Here is an 18,698-nt window from a genome sequence, read left to right as displayed (position 1 = left end):
GAAACCATCGATTAACGGGTTTACCCGTTCGGGTTTCAGGAGCGTATTGCATCGGAAGGAGATACATACCCCTTTTTAGTATGGATCATCTGTAAGAGCAACTTGACCTGCTTATGGGACAGCCTCTTGGCGTTGACAAAGAATGGACGCAAGCCTATGATCGTAGAATATCGAAGCAAGCATTTTTTAGAGAGAGAGAAGGATAAGCTAGATGTCTCAGAAACAAACGAACCGAACCGTCGTTACGATCGGACTGCTGTCCGCGCTGTTTATCGGAGCATTGGACTCGACGGTCGTGACGACTGCGACTACAAGCATCGTTAAAGATTTGCAAGGGCTGAGCTTGATCGGTTGGATTTTTTCCATCTATACGCTGACGACCTGCGTCACGACGCCGATCTTCGGCAAGCTGGCCGATCTGTTCGGCAGAAAGTCGATTTTTACGATCGGATTGTCATTGTTCCTGATCGGCTCCGTGCTGTGCGGAGCGGCGGAGACGATGACGCAACTGATCTGGTTCAGGGCGATTCAGGGAATCGGAGCGGGCGCGCTGACCCCGGTTATTTTTACGATTATCGGAGATATGTACACGGGAGAACAGCGAGGCAAGGTGCAGGGCGTATTGTCCTCGATGTGGTCGATCGCCGGACTGGTCGGTCCGTTCGTAGGCGGCTATTTCGTGGATACGATTTCGTGGCGCTGGATTTTCTACATGAATATTCCGATCAGCATCATTTCGTTTGTCTTAGTGCTCGGCTTCATGCACGAGAAATTCAAGAAAGTGTCCAGGAGCAGCATCGACTATCTCGGGGCGCTGACGTTTACGATCAGCATCTCCAGTTTGCTGCTTGCTTTGCTGACGGGCGGGGAGACGTATGCCTGGGATTCCGTCGCGATCGTTGTGCTTTTCGCTGTAGCGGCCGTCTTCTTAGTCATCTTCCTGTACATTGAAACGTTCGCAAAGGAGCCGATGCTCCCTCTGTCGCTGTTCCGAGAGCGGCGGTTAACGATTCCGTATGTGCTCGGGTTCTTCGGATTTTGTATCGTCGCGGGAGTTACGATCTACATTCCGTTGTGGATTCAGAATGTCATGGGGCTAAGCGCCACGTTGTCGGGACTTATGCTGATGCCGATGTCGCTCGCCTGGCCGTTCGCGTCGAATCTCTCGGGCAGGTACATGTTCCGGTTCGGGGCGCGGAGATTTATGCTGCTCGGAACGATTATGGTTGCGTGCGGGGCATTGTGGCTGTTTACGCTGCACGAGGGCTCGTCCTATTGGAACGTCATCGGTTTGCTAGTACTGATCGGCTTCGGGATGGGCTGTATTAATACTCCGGCAATCGTGACGATTCAAAATTCCGCCGCCGACAACATGCGCGGAGTCGCCACATCCACCAACTCCTTCATGGGGACGCTTGGCCAGACGGTGGCGGTAGCCGTATTCGGCATGCTGTTCAACCGAATCGTGGTCGAGGAGGTTCCATCGCAGATGGCGGCCGGCATGCACGCGATTTTCATTCTGCTGGTAGCGATCGCGTTGGTCAAAATCTTCATCGCGGGCCTGCTGCCCAAAGCGAGCAAGGTCAAGGCGGCAGAGGCCGTCTAGAGCCGTCCTTTGTCCCTGATCGCCGCAAATACTCGGTTCAAACTGTTAAGCCGTCCTTCCGGATGGCTTTTTTTACTGCTTAAGTGTACCGGTTTACTAAATTAACGGTGAAATTCTCCTCTGCGGTCCTTTATGATTAAGCATGTAGGTGATAAAGCGCTTACATCTAAGCTTGGCTACTTTGACTTCAGGGAGGATGAGCATGAAGAAGAAAATCGCAAGTATTTTGCTCGGTTTGGCCTGTTTATGGGGAGCGGCATCGCCCGCATTCGCGTTGTCGGCGAATCAAACTTACGATTATGGAGATGTCGCGCTCTCCGGAATTGTCAACGACGACAAATACGACTGGGGCGCGGCCGTTATTCGCAACGGAGACAAGTATCAAATGTGGTGGACGCGGCAGGATCCCCACGATTCGGTCTATTACGCGGAAAGCTTGGACGGGCTGCATTGGTACGACCTGCAAAGGGTGCTGATGCCGGCCGAGAACGCCTGGGAAAGCATCCACGTGGCGGATCCTTCGGTCGTCATCGTAGGCGGCACCTACTACATGTTCTACGAAGCGCCGCGCAGCCCGTATCAGACCTGTACGCCGGAAGGCTACGACAACGCCATCTTTATGGCGACCTCGACCGACGGCAAGACATGGAACAAATATCCGAGCAATAGCGATCCGCAGCCCGTCGTCCGCCAGCCGGTCTCGACCTACTGCTCGGGCGTATACGGCGTAGGACAGCCGCAGGTGCTCTATCGGAACGGACAGTTCGAGATGTATTATACGTTCGTGGCGCACCCCGATTCGCTCGGACGCAATGACGTTGCCCGCGCCGTATCCAGCGACGGCATCAACTGGGGAGCCTCCGAAAACCATGCCAAGGTGCTCAAAGGCGGAGGCGCCGATGTCAAATTCAGCCCTCTGCTGAATAAGTACGTGATGGTCTATACGCTGAACAATCAGGTCGGTCGAACGAATCCGCCGCCGGATTCCGCTTTTACCTACGACGTGCATCTCCTCACCTCGGACGACGGCGTGTCGTGGACCGGCAGCCAACCGGCGACGATGTGGGACGCGGCGTCCGCCTCCAATTCGATCACGGTCGGAGCGCCGCGCGCTACTCGCACGTTCGCCAACTTCCTGACGGACGGACAAGGAAACATTCCAGGCGATACGTTCCACATCTACTATATGGAAGGTCAAATCCATCTGCCGTCCGAGGATTTCAAGAATACGGCTTCGACCTGGGATCTGAGAGTCCGCTCGGCTCACATCGCCGATTTGCCGGGAACGCTTGCCTTCATGGAAGGCATGAACGTTAAAACCTCTTCCAGCGGCAGCCTCTACCGGATGTGCGGAACGCAAAAGTGCGCCTATGTGAACTGGGGGACGTACGAAGCGATCAACGGCAGCAGAGCGGGGGATTATGTCACAGTTCCCGCGAATTTGCTGGACCCGGTTCCCGGATACAAGTACTATCTGGAGGGCTTGAATATCAAGCGGCCAGGCTCCTCCGGCATTGAATGGGTGAACGGGTTTACCCGTTACGGGTATACGAGCTGGGCAAGCTTCCTGGCCTATAACAACAATGACGGTAGCGCTTATTTCACGCTGACCGACGAAGAATACGACCGTGTCGAGGCTTCTCTGCCGTACGGAGGTACTCGGCCGTAGCGCTAGTTAACGTCACAGGGGATGACCCAAGTCATAAAAGCTGACTAGGTCATCCCCTGTTCTTAGGTTCACGACTCAGATTTTATTTGAGCGTCGATTTCGGTAAAACGGTTCACTAAAAAGTGATAGTATTTACGCTTTCGACGCTTATATAATGGCCTTAGGACGCCGGTAAACGCAAGTAAACGCGGCTACTGCCGCGACTGCGTCGCAAGCGGCTGCCGAGGAAACAGACGGAGGGGACGCACATGAGAGTGACGATGGCGGACGTCGCCAAAGCCGCCGGCGTATCGAAAACGTTAGTCTCGCGCGTCATCAACGACGACAAGACGTTAACGATTCCGGTTGAAACCAGGGATAAAATCTGGGAGGCCGTTCAGCGCCACGGCTACATTCCGGATTATGCGGCTCGCTCTCTGGCGCGGAAGACGACCGGTGCGGACGGGAACAAAGCGATTACGATCGGTTACGTGACCTATACGAGCTTCGAGAAGATCGGACACCCTTACTTTTCGGCGATTCTACAAGGCGTCGAAGAGGAGGTGCACGCCCAAGGATGCAAGCTGGGCATGGCTTTTACCGTCGAGGAGCTAACGAAGAAGAAGGATCTTCGCGAGAGAATACAGGCTGAGAAGATGGACGGAATTATCTATCTCGGGGCTATCGACCGGGGCTTCTACGAGATGCTCAAATCGTTCGCGACCTATGGAGTCTGCCTGGAAAGCCTGATCAATCCGACAATGGACTTCGTCGGCACGCCTTACGATCAATCCGGACGAATGGCCGTCGAGCACTTGATAGCGGCCGGCTATCGGGACATCGGGTTTTACGGGAAGGAAGGGGACTATCGGCACCAGGCTTATCGGACGGTTCTGGAAGCGCATTCGCTGAAGCCGCGGGAGGACTGGATGTTGGACGCCGGGTACACGATGGAGCAGGCCTACGAGTTGACCAAGCGAAATCTCGAGGAGCGCCCTCCGCCGGAAGCGATCTTCGCCTCCAACGACGAGATGGCGATCGGATGCATGAGAGCGTTCATCGAACGCGGGTATCGCATCCCTCAGGACATCGCCTTGATGGGTCACGACGATATCAGCATGGCGGCGTTCGCCGGCGTTCCGCTGTCCACGATCCGAATCCATAAGGAAGAGATCGGCAGGATGGCCGTCAAGATACTGATCGACCGGGTAAAGACCAAGCGAAAAATTCCGATATCGGTCCAGTTTCCGCCTAAGCTTGTCGTCAGAGATTCGTGCGGCTTTCGAACCAGAAAGCCGAAATAATCCAGCTGAAACTTTAATAGAGAAGGAACGCATAAGGAGAGAGCCATGCAGACAAAATCAACCTTGGCGAACGCCGTCTGGGAAATGCGGGCGGGGCGGATCGGACTGACGATCGCTTCGACGGAAGGCGGCTGGCGTAAAACGATATTCGCTCGGAACGGCCCGATCAAGCTTGAGATAGACAGCGCTCGCGAGTTTAAGCTAAGGACGGGAAGGGGCGCCGCAGATGAACGAATCTACTCGGACGAAAACTGTCGGCTGATCGAGGCGAAAACGTCGGAGGGCCGGATCGAGCTTTTTTTTCGGGAAATCGGAGATTTGTTCGAGGCGGTTGTTCGCTACGAAATTGAACAAGACCGGTACGTCAAGAAAACCGTTGAGCTCCTGCCGCTGCGAGGGTCGCTTTACTTAAAGGAGCTGACGCTGGAAAGCTTCGAAACGGCTCGGCCCGGAGAACGGGGCGGGGAGGGACAGCCGGTGTTTGTAGACGGCCACGCTTTTCTGGGAGTGGAATTTCCGGTCTCCAGAAACGAGATCGCGGAGGACTGTCTCATTTTCGGGCATGCGCCGGGCATCGAAATCCCTGAGGGTCGCGAATGGCGCTCCTATCGGATGACGTACGGTCTGAACGAAGGGAAAGGGCTGACGGAAGCCTTCCTGACCTATATCCGGAAGCATCAAGCAAGGAGAAAGGTCGAGCCGCTCGCCATTTATTGCGATTGGGGCTTGCACGACGAGCTGTCCGATCAAATCGAGCTGACGGCGGAGATGACGGACGGGATGCTGGAGCATTTGCGGTGGATGAAGGGAATCCATGGCATCGCCTTCAATTATTATTTGATCGACGCTTTCTGGTTCGAGGAAGGCGAGGTATACGGAAGTTTCAAGGCCAGAACCTGGCCGTCGGGCTTCGGGGCGATCCGTAAAAAAATGGACGAGCTGGGCTTGAAGCTGGGACTGTGGTTCGATCTAAGCGGGAATTTCCTGCGTATGGAGAGGCTGCGGGAGGCGCGCATCGAGTCGGACAAGTACGAGCTGTGTCTGGGGCATCCCGACTATGCGAACGCTTTGAAAGAGGCGCTGCTGCACCATGTTCGCGAGCACGGCATGAAGATGATCAAGCTCGATTTTGCCGCATTTTCCTGCTCCAATCCCAAGCACGATCATCTGCCCGGAGAGCATTCGAAGGAAGCTTCAATTTCCCGGTTCGTCGAGCTGCTGAGGGAGGTCAAGGAAGCGGAGCCGGAGCTTGTGGTGCTGGCGTATAACGGGTTTACGACGAATTACGATTGGATCAAGGATGTGGACGGGGAGAGAGAGGGAGCGGCCGTATCCCCGTGGTGGGCTTTTCACCTTGACTTTATCTATTGCGGTGATCCCCGACCGTCCGAGCTGCCGGCGCTGCGCTTGCGCGATTCGATCCATTCCTATACGGACGCCATGATTCGGCAGTTCGAGCATTCGCTGCTCCCTCACGAAACGATGGACGATCACGGGGTTATGATCGGGGATACCGGTACGATCTATCGGTTAGGCAAAGAGGGCTGGCGCAACGACTGGCTGCTGTCGATCGCACGAGGGGGGCGGAAAACCCACTTCTACGGAGACTTGAGGCAATTGAATGAAAGCGATTACATTTTCTTGAAAACCACTTGGCTGCTGCAGCGGGAAGCTGTCGCGAAGGGGTATTCGACCGAATCCGTCGCAGGCAATCCGCTGCAAGAGCAAGCTTACGGATATATGAACGCCAATGAACGCGAAGGCTGCATTACGCTGTTTAATCCCCATCCGATTCGGACGGCAGTGAAACTCGCGGACGAGATCGGCAAACGGGCGCGAGGCGGAGAGGCGAACGTTGCTCTGGCGAAGCTCTACGCGGGAGAACGCTGGCTGGGGTCGGGGGGAGCGAGGCTGAATCCGTACGAGCCGATCGAGCTCGAACCGTTCGAGGTGGTGATGCTGAAGTGGGACGCTGCGGAAGCACCCGGATTGTCTTCGGCGGAATGGCAGGTGGAAGAGGTCGTTCCGTTTACAAAAATGGAAGGTACGGATCGTCTTCGGACCGTCGTTCCCGTCTCTTCGTCTCCGGAGGACCGATGGGTTGTGCGCTATAGGGACGGAGCGATGAAGCCGCTGCGCACCGTTCGCGGCAGGCCGGACGGCATGAGAATTGCGGTTGGGACGGGAGAAGAGAAACGCGAGCTTATTCCGCTCTACGATCAGGACGTCTGGAGCGGGATGTCGTGGATGGTCTACCGGATCGAAGAGGAATGGACGCCGACGGAAGAAGCGTTTCTGTCGCTGGAATACGACGGAGTTAGCGTTGTCTATGTCGAAGTGCAAAGATGGAGCCGCAAGCCGGGGGAAGCGGTCTGATTGCTGGAAGGCTTGCGCCGTGAAGGAGGTGATGCCCGCGGTTTTCGTCAAGTTGGCGCTGGACGGGAAAACCGCGAACAACCGATGCAAGGCCATCATACCGAATCTGTTTATTTACTGTCAAACCTTTCTAAGGGGGAAAAGAGCATGCAGCTCGGCAAATTCAAAATTCCAGTCCTGCTCGCAACGGTAACGGCCATGCTTCTGTTAAGCGCTTGCGGCGATTCGAACAACAGCAAGGGGGAGACGGCCGCTCCGTCCGCCGGAGCTTCGGCGGCTCCAGGCTCAGCCTCCGCAAGCACGGAGCCATCCTCGTCCGCATCCGCAGAAGCGCCGGCCGACCCGATGGCGAAATACGATCCTGCGATCGAGCTCAGCACGGTCGTCATTTCGGATCCGACGATGAAATTCGAGAACGGAGATTCCGTCGACAATAACAAATATTACCGCACCTATGAGAAGGAGCTCGGCATCAAGCTGACCAATCTATGGGTCGCGGACCAGTCTCAGCGGGATCAGAAGATGAACCTGGCGATCTCCTCGAACGATCTGCCGGACATCCTTCATGTAGATGCCAAGCAACTGCAGCTATTGTACCGTTCGGGCAAGCTGGCCGATCTGACCGACGTTTACGAGCAGTACGCCACGCCTTTCACGAAGCAGTTTCTGACCGTAGACGGCGGGTTTAACCTGGAAAGCGGCAAGTTTAACGGAAGGCTGTTCGCCATTCCTGAAACCCAGTCGTATCTGGACGGAGCCTTCGTGCTCTGGATCCGCACCGACTGGTTGACGAAGCTGGGCCTGCCGGAGCCGAAGACGATGGACGACGTGCTCAATATCGCAATCGCGTTCGCCAACGACGATCCGGACGGCAACGGCAAGAAGGATACGATCGGGCTGCCGTTGACGAAGGACGTGTTCGCCGGTTATGCGGGAACGGAAGGTCTGTTTTACGGTTACGGAGCTTACCCCGGAGTCGACGTTTGGGTTCAAGACGACAACGGAGAGCTGGTCTCGGGCAACATCCAGCCGCAGGTCAAGACGGCTTTGGCTAAGTTCCAAGAGCTGTTCAGAGCCGGCGTGATCGATCCCGAATTCGGCGTCAAGGACGTCTGGAAGGCTGCCGAATCCGCGGTGGCGGGCAAAAACGGCCTGTTCTTCGGCACGATGGCGAACTCGTTCCAGCTTCAGCCGGGCAAGGAACGGGATCCGGAGATGGAATGGAAGGCGTTCCCGATTCCATCCGCAGACGGCGGTCTTGCGAAGGTACTGCGCTCCAGAGTAACGAACACGGGCTACTATGTCGTGAACAAAAGCGCGAAAAATCCGGAAGCGGCAATGAAAATGCTCAACCTGTTCATCGACAAGCAGTTCGGTCCGACGCCGGACAAGGAATTCGTCGACGACGGCGTAGCCTGGAAGCTGGCGGCGTTCCGTCCGATGCCTGCGGCGAAAAACTACGACAACTTCAAGGCCGTTCGCGACGCGCTGAGCAGCGGCGACGCCTCAAAGCTTACCGCAGAGCAGCAAAATATTATGAAAAACGTCGAGCAGCTGAAGGCGGGCAATGTCGGCGACAACAACTGGGCGATGGTCAAGGTGTTCGGAGAAGGCGGCTCCTACGCCGCGATTGATCAATACGTGTTGGGCGACAGCTTCCGCTTTAACGAGTTTTACGGTTCGCCGACCGAGACGATGCTTGCCAAGGGAAGCGTTCTGAACAAGCTGACGACGGAGACGTTCACGAAGATCATCATGGGCAAGAGCGCCGTCGAGGATTTCGATGATTACGTGAAGAAGTGGAAGGCGATGGGCGGAGACGCCATTACGCAAGAAATCAACGAATGGTACTCGACGAAGAGCAAATAAATTAAACGCGGCGGAAACAAGAGGGGGGATATGTCCCTCTCTTGTCCGTTCCGTCTATGGGGGACATCATCGTGAAGCGTCAAGGCGGAATCAAGCAATGGCCGCTGCATCTGCTGCTGTTGCCGGGAGTCGCTCTCGTGCTGATTTACAGCTACGGACCGATGCTCGGCATTGCGATCGCGTTCAAGGATTTCAACCCAGCGCAAGGGCTCCTTCGATCTCCTTGGACGGGCTGGAGCAACTTTACTTTCCTATTCGAATTGACCGATATCTTCGCCGTGCTCCGCAACACGATCGTCATCTCGGCGATGAAGATCGTCGCGGGGCAGGTCGCGCCGATTGTCGTCGCGCTGCTGCTTAACGAGCTGAGAAAGCAATGGTTCAAACGAACGGTGCAGACGATCGTTTATTTGCCCCATTTTCTGTCATGGGTCATTCTGGGCGGCATATTGATCGATCTGTTATCGCCGAAAGAAGGAATCGTTAACGGGCTGCTGGGCGGACTGGGCATTGAGCCGATCTTTTTCCTGGGAGACGAAAGATGGTTTCCCTACACTATGGTCGTCTCCGATGTATGGAAGGAATTCGGCTTCGGCACAATCGTCTATTTGGCGGCGCTGACGGGAATCAATCCGGCGCTGTACGAGGCCGCCGTCGTCGACGGGGCAGGACGCTGGCGCCAAACCTGGAGCATTACGCTGCCGGGCATCGCGCCGATCATCGTACTGCTCGCGACGCTCAGCATGGGAAATATTCTGAACGCGGGCTTCGATCAGATTTTCGTGCTGTACAGTCCGCTCGTCTACGAGACGGGGGACATTCTCGACACATTTACGTACCGACTCGGACTGATCGATTACCAATACGGACCTGCGGCGGCAGTCGGGCTGTTCAAGTCGGCCGTATCGTTCCTGTTCATCTCCGTTTCCTATTTGCTCGCTTATCGGTTGGCTAACTATCGCATCTTCTAGAAGGGAATGTTGAGCATGGTGGAACGAACATCTTGGGGGAGAAGGCTGTTCGTCGTTCTGAATTACGTCTTCCTCACGGCCCTTTCCTTGACCTGCCTGCTGCCGATTCTCCACGTGCTGGCGATCTCGTTCAGCTCCAGCGCCATGGCGTCCGCGGGAGAGGTCGTGCTGTGGCCGGTCGACTTTACTTTGAAATCGTACGAGTACGTTCTCGGCAAGGAAGCGTTCGTGCAATCGATTGTGGTCACGCTGGAACGGGTGTCGCTTGGCGTAACGCTGAACATGCTGCTGACGATTGTGATCGCCTATCCGCTGTCGAAGGAGGTTCAAGGCTTCCGTTATCGAACCTGGTACGCCTGGTTTTTCGTCTTTACGATTCTGTTCAGCGGCGGTATCATTCCATGGTATTTTACGATCAACGAGACCGGCCTGATCGACACGATCTGGGCTTTGATTCTTCCGGGGGCCGTGCCCGTGTTTAATGTAATATTACTGCTCAATTTTTTCCGGGGGCTGCCGAAGGAGCTGGAGGAAGCGGCTTTTATCGACGGAGCCGGGCATTTGCAAATTTTGTTTCGGTTGTTCGTTCCGCTATCCAAGCCCGCGCTGGCGACGATTCTGCTGTTTACTGTCGTCGGGCATTGGAATTCCTGGTTCGACGGGCTTGTGCTGATGAATCGGCCAGAGCATTATCCGCTGCAAAGCTATCTGCAGACGGTCGTCATTATGCAGGATCTCTCCTCGATGACGCTGGAGGACGCCAAGATGCTGTCGGAGATTTCGGATCGGACGACGAAGGCGGCGCAGATTTTCCTGGCGGCGTTTCCCGTTCTGCTTGTCTATCCTTTCCTGCAGAAGTATTTTGTCAAAGGGATCGTGCTGGGCAGTGTAAAAGGTTAAGCGGGACAAACGGATCGGGAGCTTGGGACAAGAGGGGGAAGCAAGCGGAATGAGACATGGGGAAAAATGGCGGGCAAGCTGGATATGGGGAGGCGCTGAGGAGAGTCCGCGCAACGAGTGGCGATGCTTTCGCCGGTCCTTTGTCGCGCCGAAGGGCTGCGACGCGGCCGTTTTGTCGCTTGCGGCGGATTCCCGGTACGCGCTGTACGTCAACGGAGAATGGGTCGGACGAGGTCCGGCGCGATCCTGGCCTGAGAAGCAGTCCTACGATACGTACGAGGTCGGTCATCTGATCCGCGCGGGAGAGAGGAACACAATTGCCGTCTTAGTCATGCATTTTGGCGTTTCTACGTTCTATTATGTGCGTGGAAGAGGCGGTCTTCTCGCCCAAATGGAGCTGCTGTCGGAAGGCCGAATGCTGCAGACGATCGCAACGGACGGAGAGTGGAGGACCGTTCGGCACCCTGGACACGATCCCCGGTCCCCGCGAATGTCCTGCCAGCAAGCGTTCGCGGAACGGATAGACGCCAGATTGGGAAGTACGGAATGGGTTTCGCCGCATTACGACGACACCGAGTGGGAGAGAGCGCTGACGATCGGGACCGCCGGCACGGCGCCATGGACGGAGCTTGAACCGAGGGATATTCCGCTGCTTGCCGAGGAATCGCGGTATCCGTCCAGAATCGAGTCGTTGCGTCGGGTGGAGCCGATCGCTTGGTCGACGGCGATCGACGTGCGCAGCCAGATGGACCCGGACAGCGCGAACCATTGCAATCCGGTCGGGTACGTTGGATATTTGGCGACGACGATTCGGGTGAAGTCCGCCGCCGTGCTGACGCTCGGCTTTCCGAACGCGACCTCGCATCTGCCGGGTGTCGCCCTAAACGGCGCGCCTATCGAAGCCTCGGCGTATACCGGAAAGCCGCCCGAAAGATATGTCGAGCTGACGCTGCGCCCGGGAGACAATTTTCTATGGCTCGACGTAACGCATGAGGCCGATCACGGGCGCAATCTGCAGCTTGGAATGGATAGCGCGGAGCCGTTCGAGCTGGTTTCCCCGTTCGGGGAGCAGATCGGAACGTCGGCGTCGCCCTTCGTCTCCGTCGGACCGTTCGACCGGGTCGAAGTGATCGACCACCGGCCCGGTCGGGAGCTGAGCAAAAATCACGTGGGATATTTGCGGCTTCGGAATTGTCCGTCGCCGTCGGAATTAACGGAATTCGAACGCTGGATCAGGCCGGTGCCCAAGACACTTGTCAGCCGGGACAACATATTCATCGCGTGTATTTGGTCAAGACGGGAGACGCGCTTGCAGGTGCCTTACGAGCTTCGGCACGCAATCGATTCCAGTCCGGCTCCCGGCGTCGTGCCGCTCTTCGATGAAGCGGATACGGAAATGATCGTCGACTTCGGCCTTGAACTGTCGGGCTATCTGGCTTTCGATTTGGAAGCCTCCGCCGGGACGATCGTCGATTTTTACGGCTTTGAATATATGAGGGACGATTACCGCCAGGATACTTACGACCTGGATAACACCCTTCGCTATATATGTACGGAAGGCCGCCAAGCCTATATTTCCCCGATTCGCCGGGGATGCGGTACGTAATGGTTACGGTTCGGGGAGCGTCGAGGCCGCTTAAGCTATATGGACTGCACGTCCGGCAAAGCCATTATCCGGTTGCCGAGATCGGTGCGTTTCGGTGCTCGGACGCTTTGTTGAACGACATCTGGGAAATCAGCCGCCATACGACGCGATTATGCATGGAAGACACATTTGTGGATTGCCCGGCGTACGAGCAAGTATTCTGGGTCGGCGACAGCCGCAACGAGGCGTTGATCAATTACTATACGTTCGGGGATACGGCGCTCGTCAAGAGATGCCTGAGGCTCGTGCCGGGGTCGAAGAGCCAGACGCCGCTCTATGCGAACCAGGTTCCAAGCGGCTGGAGCAGCGTTATTCCGAATTGGACGTTTTTCTGGGCGCAGGCTTGCAAGGAATTCGTCGACCATACGGGAGATGCGGAGTTCGCGGCGGAGATGTGGCCGCATATTCGCTACACGCTGGATCATTATTGGCTTAAGCGAGACGAGCGCGGTTTGCTCTCGATCGACGGCTGGAATCTGCTGGACTGGGCCCCCATCGACCAGCCGAACCGCGGCGTTGTAACGCACCAGAACGCTTTTCTGTGCCGGACTCTTCAGGATGCCGCCGCGCTGGCTCGTATTGCCCGGGACCCCGACGGAGCGGAGCTTTACGAAGCCCGGGCGGAAAGGCTGCGAGAGGCGGTCGTTCGCTGGCTGTGGTCCGACGATCGGCAGGCGTTCGCGGATTGTATTCGCGAGGACGGAAGCTTGTCCGATACGTTCAGCGTGCAGACGCAGGTTGTCGCTTATTTGTGCGGCATTGCCCAGAAGGAGCGCGAGGCGGCGGTGAGGCGGCATATCGTCCACCCTCCCGAATCGTTCGTGCGGATCGGCAGTCCGTTCATGGCCTTCTTCTATTATGAGGCGCTGGCGAGGATGGGGGATTATGGCGAGCTGCTGGCGGACATGCGCCGAAACTACGGACAGATGGTCGAGCTGGGGGCCACCGCGTGCTGGGAGATGTATCCGAACTTTGCCGTGAATCGGGCCAATCCCGAAATGCCGACGCGCAGCCATTGCCATGCCTGGTCGGCTGCCCCCGGCTATTTTCTCGGAGCGTACGTTCTGGGAATTCGTCCGTTTTCGTCGGGATGGGAGGAAATCGTCGTCGAGCCGCAGCCCGTCGATCTTCTGTGGGCCAGAGGGAGCGTGCCTCATCCTGCAGGGGGAAGAATCGACGTGTCCTGGCGCATCGTCGCCGAATGCGAAATGCAGGTGCGGGTATGGACGCCCGCAGGAGTGCGGGCGAACGTTCGCCTGCCGGAAGGGTTCCGGGGAACGATCGAGCGCGCGGAATTTTAACCTGCGGATTCCGCCGGGCAAGACCGATCGAATGACAAACGGCTGCATATGCCCCGCCGGGGACATTGCAGCCGTTTGTGTTTATTGCTGCGCAGCGGGAGCTTCGTCCTGCCGCTGACCTCTGCGACCTCCGCCCAGCCTACGAACGAGGAAGGAGAAAGGTATCGGTCGTCGAACCTGATCTTCGTTTATCCCGGATCAACGTTCAACGAACAGGATAGATCAGCTTGCCCCTCTCGGCGAGACTGGCCATATCGCTGGCTTTCAGCTCGCTCGCGGACAGCGTAAACAGCGTATCGCCCGAATAAAGAATTCGCCGAACGGCTTTCGAGTCGTCGTAACCGTATTGGCCGCTCTTTAGAAAATCTTCGTCCGACAGATGGGTGATGCGACCTCGAAGCTTAAAGCCCTCGTTCGGATCGATTCGGTAGACGTAAGCGCCCTGGTAGACGAACTCCCCGTATTCTGTAATCTCTTGCTTCCCGCCGGACGTTTTGTTCGGAATTTCCATAAGCTCGACGGGGAAAGCGAGCAGGTTTCTGGACTTGGAGAACAGCAGCGCCTTCGGATTGCTCAGCAGCTCGGAGTGGGTTCCCCGGTCGCCGATGATTTCCTTGAATTTCTCTTTCGGCCGGGTGACGTCGGAGACGTCGAACAGCGCCATTTTCAACCCCTGGTAGAATGCCATCGGTTCTCCCGTTTCCGATCCCTTGGACGACTGCACCTCCGTATCCTTCCCGAATCCGATAATATGGTTGTCGTCATACGGGTGGAGGTAGTCGCTATAGCCCGGAATCTTTAACTGGCCGAGCACGCTGGGCTTTGCGGGATCGCGAAGGTCGATCGCGAACAGCGGGTCGACATTGCGGAATGTGACGATATAGGCGCGTTTGCCAACAAAACGGACCGAGTATATGCGCTCGCCCGGCGCCAGCTTCTCCAGCTTGCCTACCGTCTTCAGGCCTTCGTCCAGCACGTATAAATTGTTTGTGGACTGAGCCTCTCCGCTGCCCCACATGTTTCCTTTGGTCGTTGCAATCCGGAAGAAGCCCTGGTGTTCGTCCATCGAATACTGGTTTAACGGCGTTCCCGGTACGGAGCCTTCCCCGGCGTAAACGACGGAACCGCCATCCAGCCTGAACTTATGCACCTTCGTCCGTTCCTGGAAGCCGTCCCCTTTGGCGACATATTCGGGGATTGCGGCATACAGGTGTTTCGTCGAAGCGTAAATCGTCTGTCCGGAGCCGAGATACGCGGACACCTGCATTTCCCGGTCAGATTTGCTCAGATCGAGGGCCCCGATCAGCATCGTCGTGTTGTCGGGGGAACCGGGGAAATACCGAATCCGGTCGAGCGGAAGCTTCTTCAGCTCTGGGGAGCGGCCCGTATCTCCGTACCACGGTTCGTAATCTTGGGCGTTCTCGTACAACGTCGGATAAAAATAGCCTTTGTTCGAGACGATGTACAGAGCATCATCGATCTTGCGCGAGGTGACGTATTGGCCTTCGAGCTTGGTTTCGCGAACGAGCTTCGGCTCATCCGCGTTCCCGATCTCATAGATTTTCGCCGTTACGGCGCTTCTCGAGACTTCAGGAACGGGAAGAATGGAAATGCCTTTCCTGTCCGTCGCCGGAGCGGAGCCTTCGGGCCCCTCATCTTCCACTACTAGGGGGACAGGAGAGGAAATCCAGTTCTGCCCGATCACGATCAGCCGGGATTCGTCGACGTACAGCTCTTGCGGCACGAACCTCTCGGTCGCGTCGTATTCAAGCGTTGCCGCCAGCTTAGGCGCACGCGGATCGGAGACGTCCGCGATGAGCACCCTCGATCCGCTGATCTGGTAGACGAACCTCCCGTCGGTCTTGGCCCAATCGGCTTCGTCGACGCCTTCCGTTTGCACGTTCGTGCGGGAGTAATCGTCGGTTGGAACGGCTCCCGTAAGCGATTCCTCCGCTACTGGCGCTACGTTTATTGGACTCTCGGCCACCGGACTCTCCATCATCCCGCCTTCGGTCGTCGTAAAGAGGATGTCGCCCCTGCGGTACAAGTTCCCTCTTTCGTTCGCCTTTCCGATCAGCTCGCTTAATTTCTTATAGGTGCCGATGGCCGGGAGCGCCGCCGGGTCGTCGACCCGTACGATTCGGCCGGCCCCGTCCCAAGCGACAATCATGCCGAGCGCCTCGGACAGCGCGCGAAGCGGAACGTAGACGTCGCCTCCGGAGCGTCTTGGGGCCGTCTCGAGCTTGACCGTCCGACCGTCCGTCTCAAGCGAGACGCTGCCGATTGTCAGTCTCGCCGAACGATCCCCCCGTTCAATCGTCGCGGTATCGCGATTTGCGCCCGTTCCCCACGCCACCTTAGCGCCCAGGGCTTCGGCCGCTTCGGCCAGCGGAACGACAAGCGCGTTATTTTCCGTAAGCGCGGGCTGCGATAACGCTGCCGGGTTTCCGTTTACCCGGATTTGAATGTCCTTCTGCTGCGGCCGAGCGACCGTCGCCGTATCCGCGGATACGGACGGGATGGCCAGCATGGAGCAAAGCAGCAGGCCTAAAATCGTTTTGCGCACGGAAGTACGCCTCCCTTTTTGGGTTTGTTTTGTCTTCGCTACAGCCATAGACGCAGTGTGGAAACATTTGGTTGCGGCATTCCGGGCGCATTGGAAAATTTGTAACGGATGGCGAATATACAATGACTCTCAGCTCTCCTCGTCGTCGAACAAATCGCGGAACACGGCCTTGCGATTTTCGAGGAACCTTCTCGTAAGCTGATAATGCTGCGTATTTTCGTATGCGATCTCGGAGATCGGGGCTTCGTCGAAGGAATAAATCCGGGCTTCGGGAAAACCGAGCAGGATGGGGGAATGCGTGGCGATAATGAATTGGGCGTTCTTCCGCATGCCGTGAAGAATGGACAATAGATTCAACTGTCGGGCGGGCGAGAGGGCGGCTTCCGGCTCGTCCAGCAGGTAGACGGCTTGCTTGCCGAAGCGGTTGCGGAAAAGGCTCAGGAACGATTCCCCGTGCGATTGCTCGTGCAGAGATTTACCGCCGTAGGAGGCGTAGATTTGGTTGCGATACTCCGGCAGCTCCCGAGCTTCCCGGTCCAAGTAATTGGCAAAATCGAAAAACGACTCCGCGCGCAGGAAAAAACCGTTGCGCACCTTAGGCAGCCAGGACAAGCGGATGTGCGGCCCAAACGCGGCCTCCGCGTTTTCCGCCTCATAGGTGTTGTTAGGTCCTCCTCCGGTCGTATGAAAACCGCACTGCCAAGCGATCGCTTCGAGCAGGGTCGATTTGCCCGAGCCGTTCTCGCCGACGAAAAAGGTGACCGGGGCGTCAAGATTTAGCTTCGTGGTGTTCCGCAAGGAAGGGATGGAGAACGGATAGGCGGCCCGGGACGGAAAGGTTTCGTGCAATACAGTAACTTCCTTCAGGTACATAGACGCACGGACTCCTTGCAAAATTAGGCTTTTTCACACATTTGACGATTCTAATCTCCTAAAGTTGCGAATCTATATAAATTGCGACCATTTTCCCATATTTCCCATTGTGAGAGGAAAACCCCAAGCCTGTGGGGAAGTAGTCACAGATTCTTATTACAGATGCGAGGGAAATCCGATGAATCATTTGACTGAAGCTTATGTGGACAGTCTCGCCCTCAACGCCGCCGCGATCAAGAACGGCAAGGACTTGGTGAGAAAAAACAGCCTGCAGCAGCTCGGCCGGACGGAAGACGGCACGCTGCTGGTGGGAGAATGCAAAGGAAGCGGCAAGGAGCCGTATCGCTGCTCGGCGGATTTCGTCAATCCCGAGAACCCGGTGTTTCGCTGCTCGTGTCCGAGCCGTCAGTTCCCCTGCAAGCATTTGCTGGGGCTGATGTATGCTTACGTATCCGGCCTGCCGTTCTCCGTGGCCGAGGTGCCGCAGGACATTGCCGACAAGCGGGAGAAGGCCGAGAAGCGCGAGGAGAAAAAACGCGAGGCCGCCGTCGAAGGAACGGCGCCGGTCAAGCGCAAAACGAACAAAGCCGCGCTCGTCAAGAAGACAGCCGCGCAGCTGGAAGGGCTGGAAATTGCCGAGAAGCTGCTGCGCAGCCTCGTTCAGTCCGGCCTTGGAAGCGTGGACAAGAAAACGATCAAGCTGCTGTCCGAGCAGTGCAAGCAGCTCGGCAATTATTACATACCGGGCATCCAGAATGCGTTCCGGGGACTGCTGCACGAATTGGAAAACGATCGCGAACGCGAGACGATGTATACCCGGGCTGCATCGCGTATGACGCTGCTGCATTCCCTGCTGAAGAAAAGCCGGGAGCATCTGAGCGCAAGGCAGGAGAATCCCGACTTGCCGCTGGACGTCGACTCCGCGCTGGAGGAGAAAATCGGCCATGCCTGGCAGCTTGCCGAGCTGCGGGAACGCGGGCTGGCGCATAACGACGCAAGACTGCTGCAGCTTGCCTTCCGCTCGTTCGAAGATGCGGCAAGGGGGGAGTATGTCGACGAAGGTTATTGGTTCGAGCAGACTACCGGACGAATACATGTTACCCGCACTTATCGTCCGTTTCGCGCCGCCAAGCATATTCGGGAAGAGGACTCCGTCTTCGACGTCGTGCACGCGGGCGAGCTGTTTATTTATCCGGGCGAGCTGAACGCCCGAGTGCGCTGGGAGACGCACACGTTCGAGGAGCCAAACGCACAGACGTATGCCTCGGCATTGTCCGGTGCGATTCGCTCATTTCCCGATGCGATCAAACAGGTGAAAAACCAGATCAAAAATCCGCTGTCCGACAAGCATCCGGTTCTGTTGCTGGCGTTTAAGGAAATGGTTGCAGACGAGACGGGCCGGTATGCGCTCGTCGACGACCAAGGCGGCAGACTGCCGCTCGCGGATATCGAATATTTGGAGCAGCCAACGACACACTTGCTGACTCTCCTTCATCGTCGGGATGTCAAGGGAAAGGCGATGCTGGCGATGTTCGAGCACGACGCCGAGAGCGGCAGGCTGAACGCGCAGCCGCTTAGCGTGGTGACGGACGATGCTGTCGTTCGCTTATTGTACTAGTCTGCAAGGGAGGATCAGAGG

The 18,698-nt window shown here is 56.8% G+C and carries 12 protein-coding genes; 10 read left to right on the top strand and 2 right to left on the bottom strand.

Annotated features, from left to right (window positions below):
• Positions 1–211: 211 nt before the first annotated feature.
• The 9 genes from J4772_RS03890 to J4772_RS36870 all read left to right on the top strand — a co-directional run bounded on the left by J4772_RS03890 (position 212) and on the right by J4772_RS36870 (position 13,620).
• Positions 212–1,606: an MDR family MFS transporter gene (locus J4772_RS03890; protein ID WP_209074210.1), complete on the top strand. Its 1,395-nt coding sequence runs from the start codon at positions 212–214 to the stop codon at positions 1,604–1,606.
• A 202-nt stretch (positions 1,607–1,808) separates the two neighbouring features.
• Positions 1,809–3,275 (top strand): glycoside hydrolase family protein, encoded by a 1,467-nt coding sequence (locus tag J4772_RS03885; protein WP_209074209.1) that lies wholly within the window; start codon positions 1,809–1,811, stop codon positions 3,273–3,275.
• A 248-nt stretch (positions 3,276–3,523) separates the two neighbouring features.
• Complete coding sequence (locus J4772_RS03880) at positions 3,524–4,558, top strand: LacI family DNA-binding transcriptional regulator (RefSeq protein ID WP_209074208.1); 1,035 nt, start codon at positions 3,524–3,526, stop codon at positions 4,556–4,558.
• Between the two features lie 45 nt (positions 4,559–4,603).
• The gene (locus J4772_RS03875) at positions 4,604–6,934 is read left to right on the top strand and encodes an alpha-galactosidase (protein WP_209074207.1); all 2,331 of its coding nucleotides are present in this window, start codon (positions 4,604–4,606) and stop codon (positions 6,932–6,934) included.
• 147 nt (positions 6,935–7,081) lie between these two features.
• A complete protein-coding gene (locus J4772_RS03870; protein ID WP_209074206.1) occupies positions 7,082–8,803 on the top strand; it encodes an extracellular solute-binding protein in 1,722 nt (573 codons plus the stop codon).
• Between the two features lie 71 nt (positions 8,804–8,874).
• On the top strand, positions 8,875–9,774 hold the full coding sequence (locus J4772_RS03865; RefSeq protein WP_246016468.1) for an ABC transporter permease: 900 nt from the start codon (positions 8,875–8,877) through the stop codon (positions 9,772–9,774).
• Between the two features lie 15 nt (positions 9,775–9,789).
• Entirely contained in the window at positions 9,790–10,674 is an 885-nt protein-coding gene (locus J4772_RS03860; RefSeq protein WP_209074205.1) for a carbohydrate ABC transporter permease, read from the top strand.
• Positions 10,675–10,723: 49 nt separating this feature from the next.
• On the top strand, positions 10,724–12,280 hold the full coding sequence (locus J4772_RS36875; RefSeq protein WP_247741008.1) for a family 78 glycoside hydrolase catalytic domain: 1,557 nt from the start codon (positions 10,724–10,726) through the stop codon (positions 12,278–12,280).
• Entirely contained in the window at positions 12,280–13,620 is a 1,341-nt protein-coding gene (locus J4772_RS36870; protein ID WP_247741007.1) for an alpha-L-rhamnosidase-related protein, read from the top strand. Before J4772_RS36875 ends, J4772_RS36870 begins: the two co-directional genes overlap by 1 nt.
• A 205-nt stretch (positions 13,621–13,825) precedes the next feature.
• Here J4772_RS36870 and J4772_RS03850 read toward each other — a convergent pair whose 3' ends face one another.
• Both J4772_RS03850 and J4772_RS03845 read right to left on the bottom strand, forming a co-directional pair.
• Entirely contained in the window at positions 13,826–16,186 is a 2,361-nt protein-coding gene (locus J4772_RS03850) for a beta-propeller domain-containing protein (protein ID WP_209074204.1), read from the bottom strand.
• Positions 16,187–16,315: 129 nt separating this feature from the next.
• On the bottom strand, positions 16,316–17,059 hold the full coding sequence (locus J4772_RS03845) for an AAA family ATPase (protein ID WP_209074203.1): 744 nt from the start codon (positions 17,057–17,059) through the stop codon (positions 16,316–16,318).
• Positions 17,060–17,237: 178 nt separating this feature from the next.
• On the opposite strand from J4772_RS03845, the gene J4772_RS03840 reads away from it, so the two are divergent.
• Positions 17,238–18,677, top strand: a complete 1,440-nt coding sequence (locus J4772_RS03840; RefSeq protein ID WP_209074202.1) for an SWIM zinc finger family protein — start codon at positions 17,238–17,240, stop codon at positions 18,675–18,677.
• Positions 18,678–18,698 lie beyond the last annotated feature (21 nt).

Source organism: Cohnella sp. LGH (assembly GCF_017671885.1).
GTDB lineage: Bacteria > Bacillota > Bacilli > Paenibacillales > Paenibacillaceae > Cohnella > Cohnella phaseoli.
Note: the sequence above shows the minus strand (reverse complement) of the source record. Positions and strands in the feature narration are given on the sequence as shown.

Excerpts from the sequence above, each read along its gene's own strand:
- J4772_RS03890 (WP_209074210.1), top strand. The coding sequence starts at position 212 with ATGTCTCAGAAACAAACGAACCGAACCGTCGTTACGATCGGACTGCTG.
- J4772_RS03885 (WP_209074209.1), top strand. The coding sequence starts at position 1,809 with ATGAAGAAGAAAATCGCAAGTATTTTGCTCGGTTTGGCCTGTTTATGG.
- J4772_RS03880 (WP_209074208.1), top strand. The coding sequence starts at position 3,524 with ATGAGAGTGACGATGGCGGACGTCGCCAAAGCCGCCGGCGTATCGAAA.
- J4772_RS03875 (WP_209074207.1), top strand. The coding sequence starts at position 4,604 with ATGCAGACAAAATCAACCTTGGCGAACGCCGTCTGGGAAATGCGGGCG.
- J4772_RS03870 (WP_209074206.1), top strand. The coding sequence starts at position 7,082 with ATGCAGCTCGGCAAATTCAAAATTCCAGTCCTGCTCGCAACGGTAACG.
- J4772_RS03860 (WP_209074205.1), top strand. The coding sequence starts at position 9,790 with ATGGTGGAACGAACATCTTGGGGGAGAAGGCTGTTCGTCGTTCTGAAT.
- J4772_RS36875 (WP_247741008.1), top strand. The coding sequence starts at position 10,724 with ATGAGACATGGGGAAAAATGGCGGGCAAGCTGGATATGGGGAGGCGCT.
- J4772_RS36870 (WP_247741007.1), top strand. The coding sequence starts at position 12,280 with ATGGTTACGGTTCGGGGAGCGTCGAGGCCGCTTAAGCTATATGGACTG.
- J4772_RS03845 (WP_209074203.1), bottom strand. The coding sequence starts at position 17,059 with ATGTACCTGAAGGAAGTTACTGTATTGCACGAAACCTTTCCGTCCCGG.
- J4772_RS03840 (WP_209074202.1), top strand. The coding sequence starts at position 17,238 with ATGAATCATTTGACTGAAGCTTATGTGGACAGTCTCGCCCTCAACGCC.